Annotated in this window: 31 protein-coding genes; 1 reads left to right on the top strand and 30 read right to left on the bottom strand. The window is 70.1% G+C overall.

Going from position 1 to position 26805, the window contains the following annotated elements; translation table 11 throughout:
* Positions 1-91: 91 nt before the first annotated feature.
* The 30 genes from N7I30_RS11100 to N7I30_RS10955 all read right to left on the bottom strand — a co-directional run bounded on the left by N7I30_RS11100 (position 92) and on the right by N7I30_RS10955 (position 24506).
* Complete coding sequence (locus N7I30_RS11100) at positions 92-586, bottom strand: cytochrome c-type biogenesis protein (RefSeq protein ID WP_491374380.1); 495 nt, start codon at positions 584-586, stop codon at positions 92-94.
* Positions 583-2571 carry a heme lyase CcmF/NrfE family subunit gene (locus N7I30_RS11095; protein ID WP_498638821.1) on the bottom strand — a complete coding sequence of 663 codons (1989 nt, stop codon included), beginning with the start codon at positions 2569-2571 and terminating at the stop codon, positions 583-585. The genes N7I30_RS11100 and N7I30_RS11095 overlap by 4 nt, the downstream gene beginning before the upstream one ends.
* Positions 2568-3065: a cytochrome c maturation protein CcmE gene (gene ccmE / locus N7I30_RS11090; protein ID WP_498638819.1), complete on the bottom strand. Its 498-nt coding sequence runs from the start codon at positions 3063-3065 to the stop codon at positions 2568-2570. Before ccmE ends, N7I30_RS11095 begins: the two co-directional genes overlap by 4 nt.
* The gene (gene ccmI / locus N7I30_RS11085; RefSeq protein ID WP_498638817.1) at positions 3062-4249 is read right to left on the bottom strand and encodes a c-type cytochrome biogenesis protein CcmI; all 1188 of its coding nucleotides are present in this window, start codon (positions 4247-4249) and stop codon (positions 3062-3064) included. Before ccmI ends, ccmE begins: the two co-directional genes overlap by 4 nt.
* 97 nt (positions 4250-4346) lie before the next feature.
* Complete coding sequence (locus N7I30_RS11080; protein ID WP_024348718.1) at positions 4347-4751, bottom strand: hypothetical protein; 405 nt, start codon at positions 4749-4751, stop codon at positions 4347-4349.
* Positions 4752-4833: 82 nt separating this feature from the next.
* Positions 4834-6222: an ATP-binding protein gene (locus N7I30_RS11075; RefSeq protein WP_498638815.1), complete on the bottom strand. Its 1389-nt coding sequence runs from the start codon at positions 6220-6222 to the stop codon at positions 4834-4836.
* On the bottom strand, positions 6200-6874 hold the full coding sequence (locus tag N7I30_RS11070) for a response regulator transcription factor (protein WP_009208915.1): 675 nt from the start codon (positions 6872-6874) through the stop codon (positions 6200-6202). Before N7I30_RS11070 ends, N7I30_RS11075 begins: the two co-directional genes overlap by 23 nt.
* 85 nt (positions 6875-6959) lie before the next feature.
* Positions 6960-7277: a hypothetical protein gene (locus N7I30_RS11065; protein ID WP_491374412.1), complete on the bottom strand. Its 318-nt coding sequence runs from the start codon at positions 7275-7277 to the stop codon at positions 6960-6962.
* A 191-nt stretch (positions 7278-7468) separates the two neighbouring features.
* Positions 7469-7675, bottom strand: coding sequence for a hypothetical protein (locus N7I30_RS11060; RefSeq protein ID WP_188077600.1), 207 nt, complete (start codon positions 7673-7675; stop codon positions 7469-7471).
* A 34-nt stretch (positions 7676-7709) separates the two neighbouring features.
* Positions 7710-11600, bottom strand: coding sequence for a baseplate multidomain protein megatron (locus N7I30_RS11055; protein ID WP_498638812.1), 3891 nt, complete (start codon positions 11598-11600; stop codon positions 7710-7712).
* Between the two features lie 3 nt (positions 11601-11603).
* Positions 11604-12089 carry an NlpC/P60 family protein gene (locus tag N7I30_RS11050; RefSeq protein WP_498638810.1) on the bottom strand — a complete coding sequence of 162 codons (486 nt, stop codon included), beginning with the start codon at positions 12087-12089 and terminating at the stop codon, positions 11604-11606.
* Positions 12086-12976, bottom strand: a complete 891-nt coding sequence (locus tag N7I30_RS11045; RefSeq protein WP_498638808.1) for a phage/gene transfer agent baseplate hub protein — start codon at positions 12974-12976, stop codon at positions 12086-12088. Before N7I30_RS11045 ends, N7I30_RS11050 begins: the two co-directional genes overlap by 4 nt.
* Positions 12973-13608 (bottom strand): phage distal tail protein, Rcc01695 family, encoded by a 636-nt coding sequence (locus tag N7I30_RS11040; RefSeq protein WP_498638806.1) that lies wholly within the window; start codon positions 13606-13608, stop codon positions 12973-12975. The genes N7I30_RS11045 and N7I30_RS11040 overlap by 4 nt, the downstream gene beginning before the upstream one ends.
* A 2-nt stretch (positions 13609-13610) precedes the next feature.
* Entirely contained in the window at positions 13611-14165 is a 555-nt protein-coding gene (locus tag N7I30_RS11035) for a phage tail tape measure protein (RefSeq protein WP_498638804.1), read from the bottom strand.
* A gap of 30 nt (positions 14166-14195) precedes the next feature.
* Positions 14196-14417, bottom strand: a complete 222-nt coding sequence (locus N7I30_RS11030; protein WP_498638802.1) for a rcc01693 family protein — start codon at positions 14415-14417, stop codon at positions 14196-14198.
* Between the two features lie 5 nt (positions 14418-14422).
* Positions 14423-14770 (bottom strand): gene transfer agent family protein, encoded by a 348-nt coding sequence (locus N7I30_RS11025; RefSeq protein WP_498638800.1) that lies wholly within the window; start codon positions 14768-14770, stop codon positions 14423-14425.
* Positions 14771-14772: 2 nt separating this feature from the next.
* Positions 14773-15186 carry a phage major tail protein, TP901-1 family gene (locus N7I30_RS11020; protein ID WP_498638798.1) on the bottom strand — a complete coding sequence of 138 codons (414 nt, stop codon included), beginning with the start codon at positions 15184-15186 and terminating at the stop codon, positions 14773-14775.
* Positions 15187-15310: 124 nt separating this feature from the next.
* On the bottom strand, positions 15311-15721 hold the full coding sequence (locus N7I30_RS11015) for a DUF3168 domain-containing protein (RefSeq protein ID WP_024348730.1): 411 nt from the start codon (positions 15719-15721) through the stop codon (positions 15311-15313).
* A gap of 119 nt (positions 15722-15840) precedes the next feature.
* Complete coding sequence (locus N7I30_RS11010) at positions 15841-16059, bottom strand: hypothetical protein (protein ID WP_498638796.1); 219 nt, start codon at positions 16057-16059, stop codon at positions 15841-15843.
* Entirely contained in the window at positions 16059-16391 is a 333-nt protein-coding gene (locus N7I30_RS11005) for a phage head closure protein (protein ID WP_498638794.1), read from the bottom strand. Before N7I30_RS11005 ends, N7I30_RS11010 begins: the two co-directional genes overlap by 1 nt.
* The gene (locus tag N7I30_RS11000; protein WP_498638792.1) at positions 16391-16954 is read right to left on the bottom strand and encodes a head-tail connector protein; all 564 of its coding nucleotides are present in this window, start codon (positions 16952-16954) and stop codon (positions 16391-16393) included. Before N7I30_RS11000 ends, N7I30_RS11005 begins: the two co-directional genes overlap by 1 nt.
* Before the next feature lie 70 nt (positions 16955-17024).
* Positions 17025-18275: a phage major capsid protein gene (locus tag N7I30_RS10995; RefSeq protein ID WP_498638790.1), complete on the bottom strand. Its 1251-nt coding sequence runs from the start codon at positions 18273-18275 to the stop codon at positions 17025-17027.
* Between the two features lie 36 nt (positions 18276-18311).
* Positions 18312-18827: an HK97 family phage prohead protease gene (locus N7I30_RS10990; protein WP_498638788.1), complete on the bottom strand. Its 516-nt coding sequence runs from the start codon at positions 18825-18827 to the stop codon at positions 18312-18314.
* On the bottom strand, positions 18824-19165 hold the full coding sequence (locus tag N7I30_RS10985; protein WP_230789922.1) for a DUF6107 family protein: 342 nt from the start codon (positions 19163-19165) through the stop codon (positions 18824-18826). The genes N7I30_RS10990 and N7I30_RS10985 overlap by 4 nt, the downstream gene beginning before the upstream one ends.
* Positions 19166-19610: 445 nt before the next feature.
* The gene (locus N7I30_RS10980; RefSeq protein ID WP_498638785.1) at positions 19611-20819 is read right to left on the bottom strand and encodes a phage portal protein; all 1209 of its coding nucleotides are present in this window, start codon (positions 20817-20819) and stop codon (positions 19611-19613) included.
* 108 nt (positions 20820-20927) lie between these two features.
* Positions 20928-21293 carry a GNAT family N-acetyltransferase gene (locus N7I30_RS10975; protein WP_498638783.1) on the bottom strand — a complete coding sequence of 122 codons (366 nt, stop codon included), beginning with the start codon at positions 21291-21293 and terminating at the stop codon, positions 20928-20930.
* 134 nt (positions 21294-21427) lie between these two features.
* Positions 21428-21712 carry a type II toxin-antitoxin system TacA family antitoxin gene (locus N7I30_RS10970; protein WP_498638781.1) on the bottom strand — a complete coding sequence of 95 codons (285 nt, stop codon included), beginning with the start codon at positions 21710-21712 and terminating at the stop codon, positions 21428-21430.
* Positions 21713-21867: 155 nt separating this feature from the next.
* A complete protein-coding gene (locus N7I30_RS10965) occupies positions 21868-23391 on the bottom strand; it encodes a DNA-packaging protein (RefSeq protein WP_498638779.1) in 1524 nt (507 codons plus the stop codon).
* Complete coding sequence (locus N7I30_RS10960; protein ID WP_498638777.1) at positions 23388-23915, bottom strand: hypothetical protein; 528 nt, start codon at positions 23913-23915, stop codon at positions 23388-23390. The genes N7I30_RS10965 and N7I30_RS10960 overlap by 4 nt, the downstream gene beginning before the upstream one ends.
* A 114-nt stretch (positions 23916-24029) precedes the next feature.
* Positions 24030-24506, bottom strand: a complete 477-nt coding sequence (locus tag N7I30_RS10955) for a YcgN family cysteine cluster protein (RefSeq protein WP_024348740.1) — start codon at positions 24504-24506, stop codon at positions 24030-24032.
* Between the two features lie 140 nt (positions 24507-24646).
* Here N7I30_RS10955 and N7I30_RS10950 point away from each other — a divergent pair, with 140 nt between their 5' ends.
* Complete coding sequence (locus N7I30_RS10950) at positions 24647-26800, top strand: transglycosylase domain-containing protein (protein ID WP_024348741.1); 2154 nt, start codon at positions 24647-24649, stop codon at positions 26798-26800.
* Positions 26801-26805: the final 5 nt, after the last annotated feature.

Raw genomic sequence — 26805 nt, 5'->3', positions numbered from 1 at the left:
CGATGGATGCCAATCTAGGGATTGCCAGATTACGGGAGCTTTTCGGGCGTGTGAAATCTTCGTAAGGTTGGCGCCCTGACGCCCGGAACCGTCAGCCGCGCGAGCGCGTGACCTCGGCGATCGCCGCTTCCTCTTCCGGCGAGAGCGCCGTCGGCGCCGCAGCCTGCCGGCGGCCGCGCACGGTGATAATGGCAAAGCCGATCCCGGCCAGAAGCACCACCACCGGCGTGCCCCACAGCGCCAGCGTCGCCCAGTCGAAGCGCGGCTTCAACAGCACGAACTCGCCATAGCGCGAGACCAGATAGTCGATGACCTCGTCATCCGTGTCGCCCGCCACCAGCCGCTCGCGCACGAGCAGCCGCAGATCCTTGGCGAGATCGGCATTGCTGTCGTCGATCGACTGGTTCTGGCAGACGAGGCAGCGCAGCCCCGTCGACAATTGCCGCGCCCGCGCTTCCAGTGCCGGATCGCTCAGCACCTCGTCGGGCGTCACCGCGAATGCCGGTGCCGCGCCCTGCGGCCCCACGATCAGGAGCATGGCGAGGACGAGGCTCGCGGCGATGGCGCGCCAGCCGGGCCGGGTCACGCTTCGGCTCCCGCCGCCAGCTGCCGCTTGCGGCTGCGCGCCGGCGCACCGACCCGCAGGCGCCGGTCGAACAGCGACACCGTGCCGCCCACCGCCATGAAGATCGCGCCGATCCAGATCAGCGTGATCAGCGGCTTCCACCAGACGCGCACCACGATCGAGGCGCCGTCCGGCGAGGGATCGCCCAGCGAGATGTAGAGCTGCGAGAACCAGCGTGTGTGGATGCCGGCCTCGGTCGTCGGCATCTGCCGCGCCGGATAGAAGCGCTTGGCGCTTTCGATCGTGCCGGCATCGAGACCGTCGCGGCGCAGCGTGAACGTGCCCACCTGCTCTTCGTAATTCGGCCCCTGCCGCTGCTGGGCGCCCTCGTAGCGCACCTCGTAGCCGCCCGCACTCACCGTCTGCCCGGCCCGCATCGCGGTCACGGTCTCGGTCTGGAAGGCCGAGGCGGTGATCACGCCGAGCACCGTCACGCCGAGGCCGAAATGCGCCAGCACCGTGCCGAAGGCCGAGCGCGGCAGCCCGCGCATGCGGGCAAGACCCGTGCGCCAGCCGACCTTGGCGAAATTCGCCCGCACGAACAGATCGGTCAGGGCGCCGGCCATCAGCCACACCGCGAGGCCGAAGCCGAGCGCCGCCAGGATGCGCGTGCCCGAGGTCAGCGCCACGGCGATGAGGATGGTCAGCATCGCCGCGCCGATGGCGAAATACAGCCGCTGCGCCGCGGCCAGCAGATCGCCGCGCTTCCAGGCCAGCAGCGGGCCGAACGGCACGGCGAACAGCAGCGGCACCATCAGCGGGCCGAAGGTGAGGTTGAAGAACGGCTCGCCGACCGAGATCTTGGCACCACCCAGGACTTCCAGCACCAGCGGATAGAGCGTGCCAACCAGCACCGTCGCGGTGGCCGTCGTCAGGAACAGGTTGTTGACGACCAGCGCCCCCTCGCGGCTGATCGGCGCGAACAGGCCGCCCGCCTCCAGCGACGAGGCGCGCAGCGCAAACAGCGCCAGCGACCCGCCGATGAACAGGCACAGAATGGCGAGGATGAAGACGCCGCGGGTCGGATCGGTGGCAAATGCGTGCACCGAGGTCAGGACGCCCGAGCGCACCAGGAAGGTGCCGAGCAGCGACAGCGAGAAGGTCAGGATCGCCAGAAGGATTGTCCAGATCTTCAGGGCCGAGCGCTTTTCCATCACCAGCGCCGAATGCAACAGCGCGGTGCCGGACAGCCACGGCATGAAGGAGGCGTTCTCCACCGGGTCCCAGAACCACCAGCCACCCCAGCCGAGCTCGTAATAGGCCCAGTAGGAGCCCATCGCGATGCCGGCGGTCAGGAACACCCAGGCCGTCAGCGTCCAGGGCCGCACCCAGCGGGCCCAGGCCGCGTCGATGCGGCCGTCGATCAGCGCGGCCACGGCGAAGGAGAAGGCGATCGAGAAGCCGACATAGCCGAGGTAGAGCAGCGGCGGATGGATCGCGAGACCGATGTCCTGCAGGATCGGATTGAGGTCCTGCCCCTCCATCGGCGCCGGAAAGACGCGGGTGAACGGGTTCGACGTGGTCAGGATGAAGAGCAGGAAGCAGGCGGTGATCCAGGCCTGCACCGCCAGCACATTGGCCTTCAGGCTGGCCGGCAGGTCGCGGCCGAACAGCGCCACCAGCGCGCCGAAGAGGCTGAGGATCAAGACCCACAGGAGCATCGAGCCCTCGTGGTTTCCCCACACGCCGGTGACCTTGTAGAGCATCGGCTTCAGCGAATGCGAATTCTGAAAGACGTTGAGGACCGAAAAGTCCGACGTCACATAGGCCGCCGTCAGGGCCGAGAAGGACAGCATCAGGAGAACGAAGGCACCGGTCGCGGTGATCGTGCCGGTTTCCATCAGCCGGGCGTCGCCGCTGCGCGCCCCGATCGCCGGCAGCACCGATTGCACCAGCGACAGGGACAGCGCCAGGATCAGGGCGTAATGGCCGATCTCGACGATCACGAGCCGGCCCCCGACGTCTGCGTCACCACGGCCTCGGGCGTGTCCTTGTTCACCATGCCCTTGCCGTCCTCCCAGAGCCCGCGCTCCTTCAGGTCGTCGACGACCTCCTTCGGCATGTAGGTCTCGTCATGCTTGGCCAGCACCGTGTCGGCGATGAAGATGCGGTCCGGCCCCAGCGTGCCTTCGGTGACGACGCCCTGTCCCTCGCGGAACAGGTCTGGCAGGAGCCCGGTATAGGCGACCTCGACGCTCTCCAGCGAGTCGGTGACCTTGAAGCTGACATGCTGCGAGCCGTCGCGCACGACCGAGCCGGTCTCCACGAGACCCCCGAGCCGGATGCGCTGGCTCTGCGCAGGCGCCTTGGCGACGATGTCGCTCGGCGAATGGAAATAGGCGACGCTGTCGGACAGGGCGGTCAGGACGAGCGCGGCCGCGCCGCCGATGACGACGAGGATCGTGGCGATCGAGGCGAGGCGCTTCTGCTTGCGGGTCATTGTGTCTGCGTCTCTCCCTCGGCGGTCAGCCCAAGCTCGTCGCCGAAAGCGGCGATTTCCCGGCCGGCTGCGGAATCGGCGGCGAAGGTCCGGCGCGCCGTGCGATAGGCCGCGCCCGCCGCCTCGTCGTCACCGAGGACGGTATAGGACCGGATCAGGCGCTTCCATCCTTCCACATCGTTCGGGTTGGTTTCCAGCCGGGCGGCCAACTGCGACACCATGCCCTCGATCATCGCCTGGCGATCCTCCGCCGCCATGTCGGCGGCAGCGGCGATGTCGGCTTCGCCGGGCCCGCGCGCCGGTGCCGCGGTTCCGGCGTCCGCCGTCGACGCTGCCGGGGGCGCTTCGCCGCGCGCATCGGCGATCGCCGCATTGGCGATCTCCAGCCACGGCGCATCCGGCGGGCTCATCTCGACGAGCTGCGTCCAGGCGGTCACGGCCTCGTCGCGGCGCCCTTCCTGCGACAGGTTCAGCGCCAGGAAGAACTTCGCCGGCAGATGCGCGGGATTGGCGGCGACAGCCCGTTCGAAGGCGGCCTCAGCCTCGTCCGTCACCTCGCCGCCGGCGAGCTGCGTCAGCGCCTCGCCCAGTCCGCTCTCGCGGGCGGCCGACGAGCCGTTGAGACGAATACCGTTGCGAAAGGCCTCGGCCGCATCCTCGACACGGCCGATCCGCAGATAGATCGGCGCCAGCACGTCCCAGCCGCGGCCGTCCTCCGGCTCGGCGCGCAACCGTTCCTCGGCGCCCGCGATCAGGGTCTGGATGTCGCCGGGACCGCTCGCCGGCGCGCTGCGTCCGGCCAGCGGCACATCGGGGCGCCCCGCGCCGCCGAGCTGGGCATACAGCACCACCGAGCCGATCGGCACGAGAAGCGCGACGGCCACGATGGCGGCCAGCATGCGCGGCCGCTGCCACGACGCGGTGCCCGCCTGGCTCTCGCTCTTGCCGCGATCGGCGGCCCGCAGCAGGCGCCGGCCGATCTCCGCCCGTGCGGTCTCGGCCTCGGCGGGCGCCATCGCGCCGCGCGCCACATCCGCGTCGAGCTCGCGCAATTGCGCCGAATAGACTTCCACGTCGTGCTCGGCACGACTGGCCAGATGCTCCTGCCGGGAGCGCAGCAGCGGCCACAGCGAGAGAAGCGTGACGGCCGCCGTCATCACGGCGGCGATAAACCAGAAGATCATGCCATCCCTATACTCACGGCGACGGCCAAAGGAAACGCGGCCTTCGGCCTCGCCCGCCCTCTGCGGCGAAGCAGGTCGACCGCGCGCCGCATGATCGTCAGACGACCGGCTTCCAGAAGCCGCTGGCCGTCCGGCAGGCGGTTCCCACCGCCTTCACCGCCGGCGATTCGCCCTGGAACACATGCGAATAGCCCCGGCAGTCCTGCGAACCGACGCGGTAGAGCTGGGTCGGCACGACCTCGCCGCTGTAGCCGTCGGCGTTCCACGCGACCGGCTGTCCGGCCGTGGCGAAGTTCAGCGCCTGGAATTCCGCCTCCAGCGCCCGCGCACGGGCGTCCTCCGGCAGCGTCCGGCCCACCGGATCCTGCCCGATCAGCCCGCCGTCCAGCGCCGCGACGCCCTCGGTCGGCGGCGACAGGGTTCCGCCGCCGAACCCGGCGCTCAGGCAACCGGACACGGGAAGCGCCAGAACCGGAACCAGAAGCTTCAAGACAATGCGCATATGATCCATCCGAATACGGCAGGCCCGTCGCAAGACTGCGCCAGGGAAGGCCTGTCGGAGATCATGGGTCTTGCCCGGCATGTCAAGCGGCCAGGCCGCCCGGCGCGCGGGGAAGCGTCACCGTGGCTTTCAGGCCACCCAGTTCGGAGCGGCCGAGATCCAGGACGCCGCGATATTCGCGCACCATGTCGAGAACGATGGACAGGCCCAGCCCGCTGCCAGGCGTCGCCTCGTCGAGCCGCGTGCCGCGCTTCTTGGCCTCGACGATCTGTTCCGCCGTCAGCCCCGGCCCATCATCCTCGATGCTCACCGAGACGCGGTCGGCGCCCGTCGCCTCGGCCGAAACGCGGATACGGGCCTTCGCCCATTTCCCGGCATTTTCCAGGAGATTGCCGGCGATCTCTTCCAGATCCTGCTTCTCGCCGGCAAAGACCAGATCGGCCGCGGCCTCCGCGTCGAAATCGAGATCGACGCCCGGGTTGAGCTTGGCGACCACCCGCACCAGCCGCTCCAGCGTCGGCGCAACCGGCGTGCGGAACACGCCGCCCTCGCTCTGCGCCGCCACCCGCGCCCGGTCGAGATAATGCTGCACCTGCTGGCGCATCCGCTCGGCCTGGTCGCCGATCACCTGGCCGCGCTCACGGCCCATCGCGCTCGCCTCGTTGACGAGCACGGCGATCGGCGTCTTCAGCGAATGGGCGAGATTGCCGACCTGGGTGCGCGAGCGCTCCACGATGCGGCGATTGTTGTCGATCAGCGCGTTCATCTCGACCGCCAGCGGCTCGATCTCGATGGGAAAACGCCCTTCAAGCCGCTCCGCCCGGCCCGTTCGCACGTCGCTCAGCGCCGCGCGCACCGCCCGCAGCGGCCCCAGCCCGAACAGGATGGCGAGGCCGTTGACCAGCACCGTCCCCAGCCCGACGGCGCCGAGATAGAGGGTGAGGATGCGGTCGAACTCGCCGATTTCGGCGGCCACGACGCTGGCATTGCCCATCACCCGGAACCGCGCCGCATGGTTCTGGCTGTCGAGCACGACCTCCGTCTCGATGATCCGCAATTGCTCGCCGTCGAGGCCGTCGGCATCGTAGCTGCGCCGATAGGCGGCGTCGAAGGGCACCTGCGCGGTCGCCGTCGGCGGAACGTCGAGGATCCCCAGCGAGCCGGAACTCAGCCTCCCTTGCGTGTTGGCGCTGGCCGGCACGACCTCCCAGTACCAGCCCGACAAGGGCTGCAGGTAGCGCAGGTCGCCGAGGTCGGGCGAGCCCGACAGATAGCCGGAATCGCCGACGCTGACGCTGTTGACGAGATTGTAGAGCTGCGCCGTCAGGAGGTCCTCGAACCCCTTGCGCGCGGTCCGCTCGTACAGCGTCGAGATCAGACCGCCGGCCACCGCGAAGGCGACGATCGCCCATACGCTCGACAGCAGGATGACCCGGGCGGTGAGCGACCTAACCGCCGGTGCCGCCATCATGCATCCTGTAGCCCTGCCCGCGGACGGTTTCGATCAGTTCGGCGCCGCCGAGCTTCTTGCGCAGCCGCCCGACAAACACCTCGATCGTGTTGGAGTCCCGGTCGAAATCCTGGTCGTAGAGATGCTCGATCAGTTCGGTGCGCGAGACGATCTGGTCCTGATGGTGCATCAGATAGTCGAGCAGGCGGTATTCGTGGGAGGTCAGCTTCAGCGCCGTGCCGTCGAGGGTCACCCGGGCCGCACGCGTATCGAGCCGCAGCGGCCCGCAATGGATCTCCGAAGAGGCATGGCCGGCCGCCCGGCGGATCAGCGCCCGCAGCCGCGCCAGCACTTCCTCCACATGGAAGGGCTTGGTGACATAGTCGTCGGCGCCCGCGTCGATGCCGGCGACCTTGTCGCTCCAGCGGTCGCGGGCGGTCAGGATCAGCACCGGCATGGTGCGGCCGTCGCGCCGCCAGCGCTCCAGGACGCTGATGCCGTCCATCAGCGGCAGGCCGACATCCAGCACCACCGCGTCATAGGGTTCGGTATCGCCGAGAAAATGCCCCTCCTCGCCGTCCATCGCCTTGTCCACCACGTAGCCGGCGCCGTTCAGCGCCTCCACGAGCTGGCGGTTCAGTGTCTGGTCGTCCTCCACGACGAGTATCCGCATGCGGATCGTCCCCTCTCTGCAATTCGTCCGGCATCACTCGAAGCCGGATCGCGCGCTTGCCCGGCCGGACCCAGCGCTGCCAGGCTTACGGGCGAATGGTCACCGTCGTCTTGCGCGGTCGGCCGCCATCGGTGCCCGGCACCAGCACCGTCACCACGCAGACCGTCTGGCCGCCTTCGGTGCGGGTCGAGACCGACAGCACCTCGCCGCCGGTCTGCGCCGCGGCCTTGGACCCGGCGCTCGAGCAATCGGCCTGGGCCAGGCGCACCAGACCGTCCGTCACGGGCGCCGCCCGGCGAAGCTGCTGCGGCCAGTCGCCCGCACCGTCACGCGCGACGACCGGCCCGGCCCCCAGCGTCAGGGCGGCGAGAAACACAAGAAAGATGGTACGAATTCGGGTCATGGATTGCCCAGCTAGATCGGAACGCCACCGGCCACAGACATGGCAGCCGACCCCTTCCTAGCAAGGTCTCGCTGAACCGCCCATGAATGATGCGGGTTCGCGCGACGATTCCGGCAGGCTCCGGCACTTCCGGCGTGCCAAACCGCCACGCATCCGGGCGGACGCGTGACGGCTCCGGCCCCAGCCGTCCGCTATCGCAGGGTCTTCTGCGCCGCCAACCGGCCGAGGATCGCCACCACCGCGCCGATGGCCGCGGCGCCATTGGTCAGCGACAGTATCAGCGTCTCGCTGGTGGCCGCGTCGATCTCGACGCCAACCATCCCGCCGACGCCGGCGACCAGCGCCACCAGCCCGCCCCAGATGCTGCGCGACTGGTACCAGGGTTTTGCATCGCTCATCTCGCCTCTCCTCCTGTTGCCTTGAATTGCCGGGTCAGCCCGGACGGATGAAGGTCTGGACGGATGGCGTCCCGTCGCCCCAGACCGGGCTCGTCTGGGCGACGGTCACCGTCACCGTCGTCGGCAGCGCGCCGAAGGCGGCGTGCTGTTCCGCCGCCGTGACTGCCAACGCCGGCAGCTCGGTCTGCCGGGCAAGAACCGCCCCCGATCCGTCGTCGATTTCGATGCTGTAGAGTTCGCGCTCCTCGCCCAAAGGCACGTCGAGCCCGTCCCAGCCATCGCCGCCGATCCGCGTCCGCCGGATCCACGCCAACTCCAGCGCGCCGTCCGGCTGGAACTCCGCGCGCAGATGCACCGGCGACAGCGGCCGCACCGAGCGCGCCCCCAGGGTGGCGGGCAGTGTGACGACCGCCGGATCGTCGGCGAGCCGGCCGAGCGGCGATACGCGGATCGCCAGGTCGCGCCCGACCTCGCCGGTACCAAGGCCCAGCGCTTCGCAGGCCGCGTCGAGCAGCACGAAGGCCGCCCCCGGCGCAGCGCCCGCCGCCATCGCATCCTCGGTGCCTCCCTGCGCCCGCAGCAATCCGCTCAGCTCGAAGACCTGCGGCGCGGTCTCTGTGGCGCCGGCGAACTGCAGCACCTCCCAGGCGCCCGACGCGCTCTCAACGGCGCAGAGATTGCCGCCATCGAGCAGCGCTCCCTCGTCGATCGAGGACAGCGTTCCGCGATGCAGCCGCACGACCAGCCGGGTGCCCCGGTCGAGCACGCCGCGGGGACCCGGCTCCAGCGCTTCGATCAGCGCCCCGGTCGTCGCCGCTCGGGTGGCGATGCTGCGTGTGTCGAAGCCGTCGCCCGTACGCGACACGCCGACGGCATAGCCCGCGAAAGGCCTCGCGTGGATCGCGAAGCGCGCCCCGGCGATCGCGTCGCCGCCCTCAGGCAGCGGCAGGTCGAGCAGATGCACCAGCGGCCGCGAGGCACCCAGCGGCACCAGCGGGCCGGGCCCCGGCGGCGGTTCCCCCTGGTCGGGATAGGCGCGACGCCGGGGCGGCAGCAGCCGCGCTTCCATCTGGCGGGCGAGCCCCGTCTCGATCCGGGTGATCAGCCAGGCCCCGCCCCGGCCGTCGAGCCGCACCGTGTCGCCGGCCTCCAGCGCCAGTTCCGATGTCGCGGTCCCGAAGCGCGCGGTCTCGGCATGCCCGCCCATTTCCGCCAGCATCGCGGCCGCCAGTTCCCGCGCATGGGCTTCATCCAGCACCACCGGCAGTTCGACGATCTCCTTGCGCGGCCGGTCGGCGCTCGCCCGCACCGCCTCGGCGGCGCTCGGCTGATAGGCCCGCGCCGGATCGAGATAGCCCAGCGAGACCTCCTCTGCCCGCTCGCTCGCATCGGCCCGGCGCAATTCCACATAAGGGCCCTCCCCGTCGGCAAAGGCGGTAATTGTCGCTTCGGGCCGCAGCCGCTCCAGCGAGCGCAGCACCAGCCGTCCCGCCGCCACATGGCCGACCGTCCCGGACAGCCGCATCAACTCCTCCAGCGCCTGGCGGGCCGAGCCGGGCCCACCCGCAACAAAACCGGTCACGACCGCATCCACCGCCGAGACGTCGAAATCCGTGATGCCGTGATCGCGCAGGATCGCCGCAAAGAGCGCATCCGCCGGGGCGTTCGCCAACCGGCCGCTCAGCCAGTGGCCGCGCCGCCAGTTGTCGCCATCGGCCCAGACATCGGACCGCTCGGGAAACGGCGGATAGGGTCGCGCGTCCCACGTCCACAGATGGATGGCGTCCGGCACCACCATTCGCCCGCCATAGACCGGCGAAACCGGGTTGGCCGCCGCATCGAAGACCGGCGAGGCCGGATCCCAATACTCCAGATGCGCCTCGACGAAGCGGCGCTGGGCGAGATCGTCACGGCCCCCCGCCGAGAAATGCGGCGTATGGCTCTCCGAGGATTTCGGGTCGACGAAGACATTCGGTTGGTTGGCGCCCTTGTCGATGGCTGGGCAGCCGAGCTCGGTGAACCAGATCGGCTTGCCTCTCGGTACCCAGGGCGAGGTCCCGGCAATCTCCACGCCGCCGCGCCGCTCGACATGCGCATTCGCCCACCACCCTGCCAGATCCTTGGCGCGATAGACCCAGGGCTTGCCATGGGCACCGTCGGTGATCGGCGTGCGCAGCCCCGCCGCGCGGTCGCGCGCGCTGGCATAGTACCAGTCGAAATATTCGCCGCCGGCGATGCCGCTCCGCAGCGCCGCCCGGTCGTATTGCGAGGGCGTTTCGTCCGCCGACGCATCCTCGCCTGCGTCCCGCAGATCGGCGAGCGGCAGGTAATTGTCGATGCCGACCACGTCGATCGCCGGCGAAGCCCAGAGCGGATCGAGATTGTAGAAGACGTCGCCCGAACCATCCGCCGGCTGGTAACCGGCATATTCGCTCCAGTCGGCGGCATAGGTCACGACCGCCTCCGGCAGCATCGCCTTCACGGTCTCGGCAATGGCGATCAGCCCCTCGACAAAGGGAAACGCCCCGGTCTCGTCGCGGATGCGGGTCAGTCCCCGCATTTCCGAGCCGATGACGAAGGCGTCGACGCCGGCCGTGGCGGCCAGCGCCGCCTGATGGAAGATCATCCGCCGATACGACCATTCCGCCGGCCCCGCATAGACGACCTCTCCGCCCGCGACGGAGAAATGCTCCGGCCCCGCCGTGCCCAGAAAGGCCGCGATGGCGGCGCGGGCCGACGCCGTGCCGTCGGTCGAGCCGGCCCGGCCCGGTTCCAGATCCAGCGTCATCCGCCCGCGCCAGGGAAACGCCGCCTGTTCGCCCGCGCCATAGGGATCGGGCAGCCCGTTGCCCGGCGGCACGTCCATCAGGACGAAGGGATAATAGGTGACCGCCAGCCCGCGCGCCTTCAGATCGGCGATCGCCCGCGAGACGCCCCGGTCGCTCGGCGTGCCGCCGAAGGCCGGCCCGCCATCGACGCGGCTGACCAGCCTTGCCCCGCCGCGACCGACGCCGCCTGCCCGCCATTCCTCGGTCTCGTCCCGGGCTCCGAGCTCGATCCCCGGCCGCAAGGTGCAGTGTCCGGCCCTCAGATCGTCGCCGAACCAGGACACCACCAGCGCAGCCCGCTCCAGCGCCGGGCACAGCGCTTCCAGCTCGTCCAGCGATGCCGTCCAGTCGCTCGGTCCGAACAGCATGTTGCGGTTGATCAGCCGGTCCTCGCCCGGCCCCAGCCGCTCGCGCACCGGCAGCGGATCGAGCCCGTGCTCGCTGGCGCCGGGAATGATGGTGACGGCACGGATCTGCGTCTCCATCTGCCCGACCGGACGCAGGATCTCGCAGGTGATCTGCGGCAGCCGGTTGCCCCAGCGCTCCAGCGGCAGCCGCTCGAAGACGAGATAGGCAAGCCCGCGATAGGCCGGCGCATTGCCGGCCCCCTGCCGCGCCTCGATCAGCGGATCGGGCGCCTGGATCTCGTTCCCCGGATAGACGCGGTGAACGACCTGCTCGCGGTCGATCTCCTCGCCATCCGCCCAGATCCGGCGAATGCCGGCGATCGGCCCCTCGCACAGGCCGACGGCGACATTGCCGTAATAGCTGTAGGTGGTGCTCTCGACCTTCGGGCCGCCGCCCTTGCCGCCGCGCCGCTCGGTGGCCGAATCCTCCTCGAAGCGCGTCGCCCAGATCACCTGCCCCGCCACCCGCGCCGTGCCGTAGACCCGCGGAATGCCGGCGCCCTCGTCGGCGCCCATGATCCGGCTTTCCGTCAGCCGCGGCCCTTCCGTCCGCTTTGTCGTGCCGAACAGCGCCGCGTCGATCGAGGCGCCCGCCAGGGCGCCGGCCGCGCGGCCGAGCACCGCGCCGAAAGGCCCGCCCAGCACACCGCCGACGAGACCGCCGGCCGCCTGCAACAGGATCGTCGCCATGGTCTACTCCGGAAAGCGAAAGGCGCCGGCAATGCAGCGCGTCCAGGCATGCGGCATCGGCGAGGAAACGACCGAAGCGCCCTCATAGGCGTGGATCAGACGATCCCCCGCGTCGAGGATGCCGCAATGGGTGGCGGGCGCGCCGACCCGCCAGCGAAACAGGAGGACGTCGCCGGGCCGCGCATCGGTGCGGGCGATCTCCCGCAGGTGTCGCCGTGCGCCCTCCAGTAGCCGGTCCGGCCCCGAACGCGTCGCCCAGTCGACCCGGTAGGGTCCCGGATCCTCCGGCTCGGCGCCATGCAGCTCGCGCCAGACACCGCGCAACAGGCCGAGGCAGTCGCAGCCGACGCCCCGCCGGCTGCCCTGATGGCGATAGGGCGTCCCCAGGAAGCCGCGCGCCACGATCAGCGCCAGCGGCAGACCATCATCGGCGGCCGCCCTGCCGCCATCGCTACCAACACCACGCGCGCCTGTTTCCACCATGCTCATGGCACCACCGGCGCGCCATCATGGCGCCCGTCGCTCTTGGCGATGGCCAGCGCCGCATCGCCGCCCGGCATGTGCGGAAAGCCGCGAAAATTCGCCGCATTGCCGAACCGGTCGCGGCAGGTGGCAAAGCGCTTGTCGCATCCCTGCACCAGTCGTACCGGGTCCCCCGGCGACGGCGTCGCCCCCGGCGCCTCCGCCAGCGCCAGCGTCACGGTCCCGCCGCCGCCCGGCATGGCCGAGACGATGTCGGCCCCGAGCCCCTCGGCCATTCCGCCCAGCACCGTCACCCGGCCGTTCTGGAACAGCGCCGGCGCACCGCCGAGCGTGCCGGCGACGACCATCCGCGATCCCTCGCCGCCCACGACAGTCGTCTCGATCGTGTAGGGCGCCGCCGAGGCCGCGAATCCGCAGCGCGCATCGCCGAACACCGCATCGCATCGCCGCCGGTAGATCCGCCCCCGCACCCGGTCGAGCTGTGCTGCGACACCGCGCAGTTCGGCGGCAAAGCCGGTCTCGCCGCGCTTCACTTCGCCGAGTTCCGCCACATCGACGAGGACGTGTTCCTCCGGGCTCTGCCAGTTGACGACGAAGGTCTCGATCCGCGCCGCGTCGTAGCGCCCTGCCCGGATGTCGGCCTCGTCGATGGCAGCGGAATCCAGCGCTCCCTCGACCTCGCGGCTGGCCGCCGCCAGCCCCAGCATCTCCTCGGCCTCGCTGCCGGTCAGGCCCGTCGCGGCCTCGAAGCGGGTCCCCGCAAGAACCAGCGCCGCATCGTGATCGGTGAAGCCCAGCACAACGCCGTCCCGGCGGGTCAGGCGCCAGCAATGGGCGAGCGTCGTCTGCGGTCCCTGCAGATGCGCCGCCAGTTCCGGGGGAATCTGTCTCATGGGCGCACCTCGATCAGCGGGATGGACGGGATCTCTCCGGCCTCGAAGGCCGCGACATTCACGGTCAGCTGGTCCATGTCGAACCGCACCGGCACGTCGAAATCGTAGCCGGCGGTGATCGCCGCGCCCTCGGCCGGCGGGGTGGCGAAGGTGACGATCCCCGTCGCCGGGTCGACGGCCATCCCCGCCGCGACCTCGCTGCCGTCCACCGCGACGCGGACCGTGTCCCCGGCCGGCTTGGCGATCGGCCGGACATAGGCGTCCGCCCCCAGGCCATAGCGCTTCACCAGCGCAAACTCCGTCGTCACCCCGTCGCCCACGCCGATCGCCTGATCGAGGGCGCTCGGGCTCCCCCCATAGGCGCAGGAACGCCAGTCCAGCGGGTCGCGAAAGCGGAACCCCGTCAGCCGGCCCCGCCGCGCCTCGAAGAAATCCAGCACCGCCACCAGATCGGCGAGACTGCGCACGCCCGACCCCGCATCGTAGCGGCGCACGGAATGGCGGTGGCGCTGGTTGCGATGTTCGAAGCCGGTCGACAGCCGCACGATCTCCGTGCGCCGCTCCGGCCCTCCGCTGGTCCCGAAGGACACGCGCAGCGGAAACCGCGCCTCGCTGAAGGCTTCGATTGCCATGGTCACAATCCCCGTCGGCCGCGGCTGGCGGCCCGCGCCAGCATCGCCTGGATCTGCGCCTCCGACCGCCGGAAGCTCGTCGCATCGGGCGTCGTCACGTTGAACACGATGGACGGGCCGGCCGGCGCACCGGTGCTCGCCACCCCCAGCGTTCCGTCGGCGCCGCGCTGCAGCGGCAGGATCGCCTCCGCCCCCGCCTCGCCCATCAGGCCCAATTTGCCGGCCGTCGGAAAATAGCTCGGCGCGGCGACCACACCGCCCTTGGCGAAGGGCACGATGCCGGTCGCGGCGCGCACGCCGCCCCCGCCGCCGAGCCCGCCCAGCGCATTGCCGACGACGTTCGACGCCAGGTCCGTCAGCGGCTTCAGCGCCGCATCCAGCGCGATCGTCGAGATCCGCTGGCCGAGCTGGCGCAGCACGCCGTCGAGCGAGCGTCCGCCCGTCACCGCGCCCTTCATCGCCGACGCGATCGCCGCGCCGAAGGAATTGGCGCGCTGCGTCAAGTCCCCCATCGCCTGCTCGAACCCGCTGGTATCGGCGACGATCGCGACGTTCATGGTCTCGTCCGGCTCCATCCTGTCACCTCGTCAGTTCGAAGAATCCCGGTCGGGAAAGCGCCGCATCAGGGCGACCAGCGCGGCGCGTGCAGGCGGCTCGTCCGCAACGGTGCCGAAGGGCGCCAGCGCCGCCGCCAGCTCGCGCGGCGTCGCGGCCCAGAAGGTGCGCGGCGACAGCCGCAACAGGCCGAGCCCCGCCTGCATCGCCTCGGTCCAGGGAAATGCCGTGCCGGGCGCCGGTCGATCCGGCACGGCGTTCAGGGGTTTGGCGGAGCCGGCTCCGTCTCCTCACCCGGCGTGCCGAAGGCCGCGGCCAGCAATTGCGCGGCAACAGTCGCGGCACCCGCCGCCCCCCCGTCGATCCGCATGGCCGCCACTTCGGCCTCGCCGACATCGGCGCCGCCGCCGCGCAGGCCCGCCGCCAGGATCCGCGTCAGGTCGCGCGCCGACAGCCGGCCGGAGCCGAAGCGCTCCGCCAGCCCGGCCAGGCTGTCCGCTGCGAAGGCGTCCTCCAGTTCGGCCAGCGCCCCCAGCGTCAGGCAGAGCGTGCGCTCGCGCCCGTCGATGATCGCCGGCACCTCGCCGCGATGGCGATTGACCGCCATCGTCAGACCGCCGCGAAAACCAGCGCGCCGGCCGATTCCAGCGTCGCCTCGAAGGTGATCTCGCCATTGTGCTCGCCGGCATACTCCAGCGCCGTCAGCTGGAACGGCCCGGTAATCGTGCCGAATTCCGGGATCGCCACCTGATACGGCACGACGTCTCCGGCAAAGAACACCTGCCGCAGGCTGGCGTCCGAGGCGGCATCCTTGAAGATGCCCGATCCCGACAGCGATGCCCGCTGCACCCCGGCCCCGCCCAGGAGTTCGCGCCAGCGGCCGGCGCTCTCGGCGTCGGTGATGTCCACCGTCTCGGCGTTGAAGGCGATCCGCCGGGTCCGCAGGCCCGCCACGGTGACGAAACTCCCGTCCCGGTTCTCGTCCATCTTCAGGAGAAGGTCCTTGCCTCTCTGTGCGGCCATTCGCGTTGTCCTTTCCGCCCCGGTGCCGGTCGGCACCGGCCAAAGAAAAGGGCGGCCCCGAAAGACCGCCCGTGTCGATGTCGCCTGGATGTCCGCGGGACCTTTGCCCCGCGCCGGCTGGCCGTCAGGCCAGCGGTTCGGTTACCGCCCGGAACCGCAATATGCCGTGATAGGTGGCCGAGTCCGGTTCCTGCCGGGCCTCGGCGAATTGCAGTTGCAGATTGACCAGATGATGGCCCTCCAGCGGCAGATGCGCGTCGTTCAGCCGGCCGGCCACCTTGTCCATGATCTCGTAGGTCTCGGCCTTGCCGCCACCCTTCGCCCAGACATGCAGGGTCAGGATGTGCTCGGAGCCGTCCTCGGTCCCGGTCGACCAGTCCACCACCGCCGTGCGGCCGAGCGTCAGATAGGGAAAGCTCGCATGTTCGGGTCTGCGGTCGAACACTTTCGGCCCGCCCAACAAAGATGTCAGCGATGGGTCGGCGGTCAGCGTCTCGAAGATCGTCGTCTGGAGTTCGGCACTGGGATGCGCCATGTCATCCTCCTCGCTCACGGATGTCTACAAGATGATATATGGCGTGCCCTTGCGTCCGCCAGACGAACTGCGACCTCTTATTCCACGTCGCGCACAAGTGATCGCACCCGCCCGCAAGATCAGACCGTCGCCGGCGAGCCCCGCGCATCGCGCGGATCGTCGCCAGGCCCCGTATCGCGATCATCCAGCGTGCCGAGATGCCGCGGCACGTTCGAGGTCGACGGCCAGGTCCCCTTCGCTACGGTCGAGCGCAAGCGACCGGGGCTGCGAACCGCGCGCACCAGCCGTTCGAGCGGCAGGCGGCTGCGCAGCCGCCGCATCTCCACCGAAATCCGCATCACGCCTCCTCCTCGCACCGGCACATCAGAAAGCGCCCCGTCTCGTCCGGATCATGCACCGAGGCGATGACGAGGCGCCGCGTCCCGATGCCGAAGGCACGCCCGCGCACCACCTCCTCGCTCGAACGGCAGATCACCCGATGCGTGATCGTTGCCTCGTGGCGGTCGAACCGCTCGCGTGCCGCCGCGGACACCGGCTCCACATGCACCGACAGCTCCCGCACCTCGGCCCAAACCGTTGCCGCGCCGCCGGCGCCGTCCGGCTCTGCTTCGGGCGCCAGCAGCGCCGCGCGCTTGCGCAACAGCCCCGGATCGAGGAACAGCGGCGCCATCAGATCCGCACCCGCCGATAGGGCGCGATCAGCGACCGTGCGAGCTCCGGCATCACCGCCGGCTGCTGCCCGGGATCGACCGCCGCCCGCATCTCGTAGGATGCCGCCACGATCACCAGCAGCGCGGTCCGCAGGTTCTCCGGCACCTTGCCAGCCGCAAACCCCGCCTCGAACTCCACCTCGACGCCGTTCACCGCTGCCGTCCGCACGCCCGGCGACACCCGGATCGCCTCCACCCCCAGCGCCCGCTCGACGATGGCCTCGCCGGCGTCGAACATCACCGGCACGCCGCCCGACGCGTAGGCGGTCACGCCGGTGATCGCCCCCAGCGGCCGGCGGGCGATCTCCACCCAGCCGTCGGCCGGCACCGGATCGAGCGCCAGCCGGAAGGACCGCTGCACCAGGACCAGCCCGGCCATCGCCTCGATGGACTCGCGCGCCGCGCGGATCAGCGCAGCGATCAGTCCGTCCTCGTCGTCCCGGTCGATCCGTGCCCAGGCCTTCGCCTCGGCCACGCTTGCCGGCTCCTCGGCCTCGCCGAGCCCCAGATCGATGATCGTCATCCGTCCCTCCGCCAAAGCAAACGGCCGGGCATCCGCCCGGCCGTCATCCGTCTCGCCGCTCAGCCGCCCGTCAGGCGGCGAAGTCGAGGAACTTGGCGGCGTCGAAGTCCTGGATGCCGCCGCCGACCCGCTTGGTCGTGTAGAAGAGGACGTAGGGCTTGGCCGAATAGGGATCGCGCAGGACCCGCACGCCCTGCCGGTCGACGACCAGGTAGAAGCGGCCGAAATCGCCGAAGGCGATCGCCTTCGCGTCCGCGGCGATATCCGGCATGTCCTCGGCCTCGACCGTCGGAAAGCCCATCAGCGTCGCCCGCGCCCCGGCGCTGGCCGGCGGCTGCCACAGATAGTTGCCGTCGCCATCCTTCAGCTTGCGCACGCTCGCCTGGGTGCGGCGGTTCATCACGAAGCTGGCGTTCTGCCGGTAGCCGGCCTTCAGCGCATAGACGAGGTCGAGCAGGCTGTCGGCCGCCTCGCCCGGCGCAAAGCCGCCGTCGGCGCCGGTCGCCACCGTGCCCACCGAGCCCCAGGCCCAGGCGCCCTCGTCCACCGTCGGATAGGTCATGAAGCCCTTCGGCTTGGCCACGCCGTCGCCATTGACGAAGGCCGCGCCCTCCTGCGCCGCGAAGGCCTGCTCGACCTCGTCGCCGATCCAGCGATCGATATCCACCGCCGCATCGTCGAGCAGCGCGTTGGTCGCCGCCGGCATGGCGTAGAGTTCCATCGTCGGAAAGGCGAGTTCGGCGAGCTGCGGTGCGGTGGTCTGCGGCCGGGCATCGGCCTCGCCCACCCAGCCGGTCTGCGCGCCGTCGATCGCGAAGGGCTTCTTCAGGACGGCGGCCGAGACCATGCGCACCGTCGCGATGGCGCGGATCGGCGAGATCGCCGCAAGCCGCCGGCCGATCTCGGTCTCGGTTTCGTCCGGCACCAGGAAGCCGCCATCGGCGCCGGTCAGGCTCGACATCGCCTTTTCCTCGAGCCGCCGCAGTCCCTGCTCGTCGCCGCCGCGCACATAGCGCTCGAAGGCGCTGCGATGCTCGCTCGGCCCCGCGGCCGGCCGGCGTTCGCCCCCGCCAAGGGCCGGCCGCGCCTCCTTCAGGATCAGCCGCTCGACACGCCGCTCCTGTTCGTCGAGGCTCTTGGAAATCCTGTCGACCTTCTCCTCGGTCAGGACGTCGGCGCTCATGCGTTTCTCTATCTCGCCCAGGCGCTCGTCATTGGCCTCACGAAAGCTCTCGAAGGCCTGCATGAACTCGTGAAAGGCCGCTCCGGCCTCCGGCGCATGCGCCTTGGTCTCGAGGGACGGATGGGAATGGTCGCTCATGCGGATTCTCCGTTTCGCTTCAGAAGAGTTCAGATGTCAGGCGCCAAAGCCGGTCGCGGTCCGGGCGCGCCGCGGTACGGCCAGATCGGCCGCGCTGGCCACGCCGGCGAACAGGCGGGCCCGCTCCTGCATCGGGAAGGTCACCAGCGAGACCTCCCACAGATCGATGGTCACCAGCCGCCGCCGGGCCGTGCCGGCGCCGCGGCGCGCGAGCCTGGTGCGAAAGCCGATGGACAGGCCGTCCAGCGCCCCCGCCGCGATCAGCCCGGCCGCCTCGCGCCCGGCCGCCGTCGCCAGCGCCAGGACGCCCTCGACATAGAGGCCGGTGCGATCCTCGCGCACATGGTGCCAGCGCCCCACGGGCCGGCCGGGATCGTGCTGCCAGAGCATGGCGATGCCGGCCATGCCGCGGCGCAGGACCGAGGCGGCAAAGGCCCCCGGCTCGATGACGTCGCCGGCGAGATCGGTCTCGCCGAAGATCGCCGCATAGCCGCGGATCGCCCCGTCCTCGGTCACGCCCGGCGCCGTGCGGGCGCGCAGCCCGCCGGTCATCGCTTCCTCCACGGCCGGTTCTCGCCGCCGCGGAACAGCCCGTCGGCAAAGCGCGACAACACGCCCAGCGCCCACCAGGCGCACAAGCTCGCCGAGGCCGACCCCATCAGCGCCAGCTCCATGGCGCTCAGGGTCTGGCCGAGGTCGAGATGCTCGGCCAGCATCAGCCCGGCCGGCGGGCCGAACACCACGCCGGTCACCATGCCGATCAGGAAGCGCGACGCCGCCTCGCGCCGCCCCTTCGGCAAAAGATAGGCGACCGAGATCGCCGACCCGGCCGCCGCGCCGAGGATCTTCGACGCCCAGAGCGCCAGAACGGACACGGGTTCGACGTTCATCGGCACCTCCATGGGATGGTCGCGCGCCGGCCGGCCCGCTCTCACGGACCCCGGCACATGTCATGTCTGTCGATTGCAGAAGACGTTTCGGGTGTTTCCCGAACCGCCGGACGCCGGTTTCGGCCACACAGCAACAGCGCCCACCCAGGCGGCGGGCCACGCGGGAAAACCGCGCGGCCCCATCAGCCGTCGGGCGCGATCAGGAGATCCACCAGAACACGATGCCCCAGAACAGCAGGCACACGAGCAGCAGGATCAGCCCGGCCCTGGCGCAGCCAATGGCGCCATCGTCGTCTTTCACGGCGGGCTCCTCTCGCATTCATCGAAGCCGCGACACTGCAGCTACAGACAGGCACGAGAAGGATGGCCGCATGGTTTCCACGGGCTTACCTCGCCCGGTGGTTAGCGAGGTCTTGACCAAGTGTCGCGATTGCTCTCGGACGCCTCACCCCTCGGCGCCGTAGCCCACCGCCTCGCGCTTTTCCGAGCGCGACAGGAAGTCCGCCGTCCCGACCCGCGCCCACAGCGCCTCGCGCTCGGCGCTCAGCCCCTCGACCCAGTCGAGATCCTGCGCCAGCCGCAGGTCGGGCGCGCCGAAATGACCGCCCAGCCAGTCGCCGATCGCCCCGGCCAGGCGTCCCGCCAAGGGCAGCACCGTCAGGCGGAAGAAGGCGCGGTTGGCCTCGGCATAATTCGCATCGGTCAGGTCGCCGGGGATCCCCAGCAGCATCGGCGGCACGCCGAAGGCCAGCGCGATGTCCCGCGCCGCACCGTTGCGTGCCTCGATGAAATCCATGTCCTTGGGCGACAGCGCCATCGCCTTCCAGTCGAGCCCGCCTTCCAGCAGCATCGGCCGCCCGGCCCGGGCCGCCCCGGCATAGCCGCTTTCGAGCTCGGCCTTCAGCCGGTCGAACTGCTCGGGCGCCAGGTTGCCGCCGTCGGCCGGCTGATAGACCAGCGCGCCGGACGGCCGAGCCGAATTGTCGAGCAGTGCCTTGTTCCAGCGCGACGCCGCATTGTGCAAATCGAGCGCCGTCTGCGCCGCCGCCAGCGGGGAGTAGCCCGCCGTTTCGGCCAACGGATGGAACAGCCGCACATGCAGGAGCGTCGCCGGACGCTCGCCATTCCCCTCGGCGGCGATCCGGCGCACCGCGTGGCCGGCGCGATATTCATAGGCCTCCGGCCAGCCGTCGCTGCCCTCGACGATCCGCACCCGGTCCGGCCGCAGCGCATGCAGCGCCCGGATCTGCCCGTCGATGCCGGTCGCCTCCAGATAGGCGTTGCCCGACAGGAGCAGATGCCCGCACAGGGTCTCGGTCAGGCTCTGGCCATCGCTGGCCGGGTTCGGCCGGCGCAGGAGGTCGAGGATCGGATGCGCCGTGACCTCTCGGCTGCCCTCGTAGAGCAGCATCGGGATCGCCGCCGCGGTCTCGGCGATCAGCCGGACCGAGCGGTAGACCACCGGGTTCTGCATGAAGCCCGCACGCGCCAGCCCCTCATAGCCGCGCTCGCTCCATCCGCCCGGATCGCCGCCGCCGGAAAACACCAGCGCCCCGCCGGCAGACCCCACGCCCTTGCGCTCCCCCGGTGCCGCTGCCGCACGCGCCCCGCTCCCGCCACCAAGCCAGTCGGCGATCCGTGTCTTCAAGCTCATGATGGTCTCCGCAGCGTCGATCACGGCGCGCCAGGCGCCATGCTGACAACAAAAACCCCGCCGGAGCGGGGTCACAGAACTCGGATAGGGGCGACACTTCGCCTGCCTTCAGTCGGCCATCGACGCCAGGATATCCTGCGTGGCCATGATCAGCTTCAACGGACTGATCTTGGTCGGCTGAAACCCCAGATTCTGGTAGAATTGCGCTGCCTCTTCATCGAGCGCGTCCACCACGACCGCGCGAAACGCCACCGCCTGCGACGCCGAAGCAGCATTGCGCAGCGCATTGGCCAGAAGCGCCTTCCCGATGCCGTGTCCGTGCAGATCCTCATGCACCGCCAGCCGGGCGAGAAGCGCGATCGGAATTTCGCTCGGTGTGCCGTGCGGCCGCTGCGAACGCGGCACGTCCTTGCGCAGGATCATCCCCGCGCACAGCGCGTAATAGGCCCGCACATGCATGTTCGCGTCGCGCACCACGAAGGTCCGCGTGTAGTTCGCGCTCTGATTATGGAGCGCCATGTCCGACAGCCATTCGTCGAGGCTCGGCTTTCCGCATCGGAAATCCGAAAAGTCGTGGCTGTCGGTCAGTGGCTCGGGGGCGAAAAGCCCTAATGCTCGGAAGTCGCCCACTGGCTACCGTTCCGAAGCAGGGAGGCCAGTTCCGGATGTACCTTCGCCGGCTGGGAAATCGTCTCCGCGATCGAGTCGAAGAGCGCCGCATCGAGATGCAGGAACCGCTGGTCCATGAGTTCCTTCTGCGCGCTGAACGTCGCAGCCTCGATGACAAAACTCGACAGGCTCTTGCCGCACGTTTCTGCCGCGCGCTTGATCAAGGCCAGTTCGTCGCTCTTGATCCGAACGTTGAGATTGTTTTCTTTTTTCAAAGCAGTCATTTTCGGTCCTCCATGACCGATCCGGTATCGTCGTCTCGATACCTCGTCGACGGTTCCCCTAGCATAGGCTCAACCGTATTGACAATGTGTGGACGAGCAACGGTCGAAACAAGAATATGTTGCACCTAATAACACCTGCTGACGCCATATAGCCCTCAAAGCCCGCGCACCCGCGGGTCGCGCACCGGGCCGGTCAGCGCCGTCACCGCCCAGACCAGCGCGTCCAGCCGGTCCGGCGAGCGCCCGCCGCTCAGGCCGTCCGGGCCGAAATCGGCCATCTCGTCTTCCAGTTCCGGAAACCGCCCCGCATGGCGCACCCGGCCCTGCTCGTAGAGCGCCGCCACCGGCTCGGCCCGCAGCCATTTGCCCCGCGACGCCCGCACGGCGCGAAACGGCACGCTCGGCGCGCAGGCGCGGATCACCGCCTCCACCATGTCGCCGCCCTGGTTCACCTCGGCGACGATCCGGTCCGCCTCCAGCCGTTCGAACAGCGCCACCGCGGCGCCCGCCCATTGATGCGGCTTGGCCCCGCGCCGGCTCGCATCGGCCAGCACATAGATCGTGCCGTCCGCCGCATGGCCCGCCGCCACGATGCCGCAGGCGTCCGAGCGCGTCGTCGCCGTCGCCGGCGGATCCACCGCCACCACCACCCGCCGCAGCTCCGGCGCCACGCGCACCCGCGCCCTGTCGATCGCCGCCACGTCGAACAGCGCGTCCTCGCGCGCCTCCAGCATCAACCCTTCCAGTTCCTGCCGGCCGAGCCGCGACCCGCCGTAGCGGGCCTCCATCGCCGCCAGGAATCCCGGCGCCAGATTCGCCGCGTTCTCCGCCGTGCGCATGTGCGTCGTCGCCGTCCCGGCATCCGCCATCAACTGCTTCAACAGCGGGATCGGCCGCGGCGTCGTGGTGAACAGCGCCCGCGGCCGCACCCCCAGGCGCAGACCGAACTGCAGATTGTCGAAGCACGCTTCGCCATGTACCCATTTGGCGAATTCGTCGCCCCAGGCCGCATCGAACTGGTAGCCGCGCAGCGCGTCCGGGTCCTCCGACGAGAACACCTGCGCGATCGCCCCGTTCGGAAACACCAGCCGCCGCCGGCTCACCTCATAGACCGGCCGCCCCTCCACCGAGGCCGCCACGATCCCGCTTTCGCCGGCGATCATCACCTCGCGCGCATCGCCCAGGGTTTCGGCGATCAGCGCGATCCGGCCATGCGGGCGCGCGGCGATCGGCGGTGCCCCCGCCGCCATCGCCCGCACCCATTCGGCGCCGGCCCGGGTCTTGCCCGAGCCGCGCCCGCCGATCAGCAGCCATTGCCGCCAGTGGCCCGGCGGCGGCAATTGCGAGCGCCGCGCCAGCCGCAGCCAGTGCGGCGACGCGCTCGCCAGCACCGGTCCCGGATACTCGCCCGACAACGCGGCCACTTCCGCCTCGTATTCCGCCTCCGACAGCAGCGGCAGCGCCGCGTCGTCCCCTGCCGCAGCGCCTTCGACCTCCGAACCGTTTTCGCCCCCGCCCGCAGCGCCAGCGCCGCCATCGCCGCCCGACGCCTCGCTCGCGTCGATCCTGGCCGCTACGCCCGCGCCCCGCGCCAAACCCGCACGGTCCGACCCGCCATCGGCACCTTCATCGCCGCCGCCGCCCTCGCTTGTCGCGCCAGCCCGCCGCCCGCCGGTCATGCGCTGTCCGTCGGCGCGGAAGGCCCCGCCGGCCCGTCCTCCACCGGCCGCGGATCGCCCGCATAAGCGCCGTCGGCATCGAACAAGGTCGCCCCCTCGCGCCGCCGCGCATCGAGGCTGCGCAGCCGCGACAGAAACTCGTCGCGCAGCCGGGCCGTCTCCGCCGCATCCGCGTCGCCGCCTTCCACCGCCAGCCGTTCCAGCCGCTTCAGTTCCAGGAGCTTTTCCAGGGTGCGCGCCGCCTGGCCGATGCTCTCGACCCGCTCCTTGGCGCTCGCCCGACGCGGCGCCGGCGCGGCCTCACCACCAGCCTTCGCCGGCGCCCGCCGCTTCGCCCCGTTGGCGGTCGCCGTCCTGGCGGCTTGGGCCCGCGCCGCGCCGGCCGCCCGCGATAAAGGAATATTGTCCGAAAACTCGGCCTGCAGCGTCTCGACCTCGCGTCGCAGCAGCACGAACAGGCGCTCCGACAACAGCTCCGCCATGCTGCGCCTGCCCCCAAGCATGTCGCCGGCCACATCGGCCAACAAAAAGGGCGCCGGAGCCAAACCCCGCCGCCCGCAATTTCTCGACTGTATATGAACACTACCCGACCACCGTCACGCCGTCAAGGACTTTTTTCCTAGCCCTTTCATGCCCCCCTAAGCGGCATCGTCCATCGGGTTCTCGCCCGGCCAGGCCGCCAGATGATCCTCGTAATCCTCCAGCGCCATGCCGGCCTCGCTGACCGTGCGGCCGCGCACCGAGACGCCGGCCTGGTGCACCGTGTCGGGATCGCCCGAAACGAGGTGGTGCCACCAGTAGAGATCGCTGCCCTCGGCCACCAGCCGGTAGGCGCAGCTCGGCGGCAGCCAGCCGATCGAGCGCACCGTCGCCACATCCAGCGACACGCAGTCGGGCACCGTCGCCTGCCGGTTGTCGTAGTCGCGGCAGCGGCAGCTTTCGCCGTCCAAGAGCTGGCAGCCGACATTGGTCCAGGCGATCTCGCCCGTGTCCCAATCCTCCAGCTTGTTGAGACAGCAGCGCCCGCAGCCGTCGCAGAGCGACTCCCACTCGTGGGGGGTCATCTCCTCGAGGCTCTTGGCCTGCCAGAAGGGCTTGTTGCCGGAATCACGCATGGTTGAAATGTCTGCACTTCCTCGCGACTTTTTCATGATCTCGACGTATAGGGTACAAGCACTTCCTGATGAAGGGACGTCGCGTCGCGGCCGCAGATGCGTCGCGGGCGCGGGGTCCGGCCGAGAGTGACAGGTTGACCTTGGACGAAACTCCCGAAAAACGCCGGCGGCGCAGGCAGCCCTCGCGACTGATCGAGATCGACGCCTGGATCGACTCCAGCCTGTGGCGCTCCTTCCATGCCTTCGCGGCGTGGTGGGAAGGCGTCACCGTGTTCTCCCGCAAGTTCCGCGTGCGGGGCTTCAACCGCTTCCTGTTCGAGGTCATGGGCGAAGGCCTGACCCTCGGTCTGGCCGGCTTCGTGCTGCTTCTGGCGCTGGCCCAGCCGGCGATGAAGGTCACGGCAAAGGGCCTGCCCCAGGAAACCGACTATTCCGTCCAGTTCCTCGACCGCCATGGCGACGAGATCGGCCGCCGCGGCGTGCTGCGGGCCGCCGCCGTGCCCATCGACGAGATGCCGGATTCCTTCATCAAGGCGGTGCTGGCCACCGAGGACCGGCGCTTCTTCGAGCATTGGGGCATCGACTTCTTCGGCCTCGCCCGCGCCATGTCCGAGAACGCCCGCGCCGGCGGCGTCGTCCAGGGCGGCTCCACCCTCACCCAGCAGCTCGCCAAGAACCTGTTCCTGTCCAACGAGCGGACCATCGATCGCAAGATCAAGGAAGCCTTCATCTCGCTCTGGCTGGAGTCGCATCTGACCAAGCGCGAGATCCTCGCCATGTATCTCGACCGCGCCTATATGGGCGGCGGCACCTTCGGCGCGGCCGCCGCGGCGGAATTCTATTTCGACAAGAACATCCGCGACGTCTCCATGGCCGAGTCGGCCATGCTGGCCGGCCTGTTCAAGGCCCCGGCCCGCTATGCGCCGCACATCAACCTGCCGGCGGCGCGGGCCCGCGCCAACGAGGTCCTGACCAACATGGTCCAGGCCAATTTCGTCACCGAGGGCCAGGTCGTCGCCTCCCGCCGCCAGCCGGCCGTCGCCGTCGACCGCTCCTCCACCCAGTCGCCGGACTATTTCCTCGACTTCGCCTTTGAGGAGGTGCAGCGCCTCGCCCGCGAGGCTGGCCTCAAGCAGCGCAGCTTCCTCGCCCGCACCACCATCGACATGCGGCTGCAGCAGCTCGCCGATGAATCGGTCGAGTATCATCTGCGCCAGTTCGGCACGAATTACGACGTCGAGCAGGGCGCCATGGTCGTCATCGGCGAGGATGGCGGCGTGCGCGCCATCGTCGGCGGCCGCGACTACGGCGTCTCCCAGTTCAACCGCGCCACCAACGCGCTGCGCCAGCCGGGCTCTTCCTTCAAGGTCTTCGTCTATGCCGCCGCCATGCAGGCCGGCATGACCCCGTCCGACACCATCGTCGACAGCCCGATCACCATCGGCCGCTGGTCGCCGCAGAATTACGGCCGCTCCTTCTCCGGCCGGGTCACGCTGGCCAATGCGCTGGCCCGCTCGCTCAACGTGCCCGCCGTCAAGCTCAGCCAGAAGGTCGGCATGGACAATGTCACGGCGCTGGCCAGCGAGATGGGCGTCGAATCCCCGCTGCGCGGCGACAAGACCATGGCGCTGGGCACCAGCGAGGTCACCGTCCTCGACCAGGCGACCGCCTATGGCGTCTTCGTCAATGGCGGCATGGATTCCCACCGCCATGCCATCATGCAGCTGATGGACGCCTCCGGTCAGACGATCTGGGATGCCCGCCGCGACATGCCGCCGCGCAAGCGCATCCTCACCGAGGACGCGACCAAATCCATGAACGAGATGCTCGTCGCCGTCTCCGAGCGCGGCACCGCGCGCCGCTCCCAGCTCTCCATGACCCGCGTCGCCGGCAAGACCGGCACCACCCAGAGCTACCGCGACGGCTGGTTCGTCGGCTACACCGGCAATTTCACCGCCGCCGTGTGGTACGGCAATGACAGCTTCCGCCCGACCCGCAACCTCACCGGCGGCTCGCTCCCGGCCATGACCTGGCAGCGCTTCATGGAGACGGCCCACAAGAATATCGAGCTGAAGCCGATCCCGTTCATCGACGATCCCTTCCCGGCCGAAAAGCGCGAGGTCGCCACCAGCGATGGCGAGGCGCCGCCGCCCGAGGGGCCGCAGATGCTGTCGCGCGCCGCCCAGGCGGTTCTCGACGACATCGTCGAGCGGCTGGAAGCCCTGCCGCCGCTCGAACCCGAGCAGCTCGCCGCCGCCAGCGCGTCCGGCGCCCCCGCCGCCACGCAGCGCTAGACCGC

The sequence above is a fragment of the Aurantimonas litoralis genome (genome assembly GCF_026153195.1).
In the GTDB taxonomy this organism is placed as follows: domain Bacteria; phylum Pseudomonadota; class Alphaproteobacteria; order Rhizobiales; family Rhizobiaceae; genus Aurantimonas; species Aurantimonas coralicida.
This window is presented reverse-complemented; position numbering and strand designations above follow the sequence as displayed.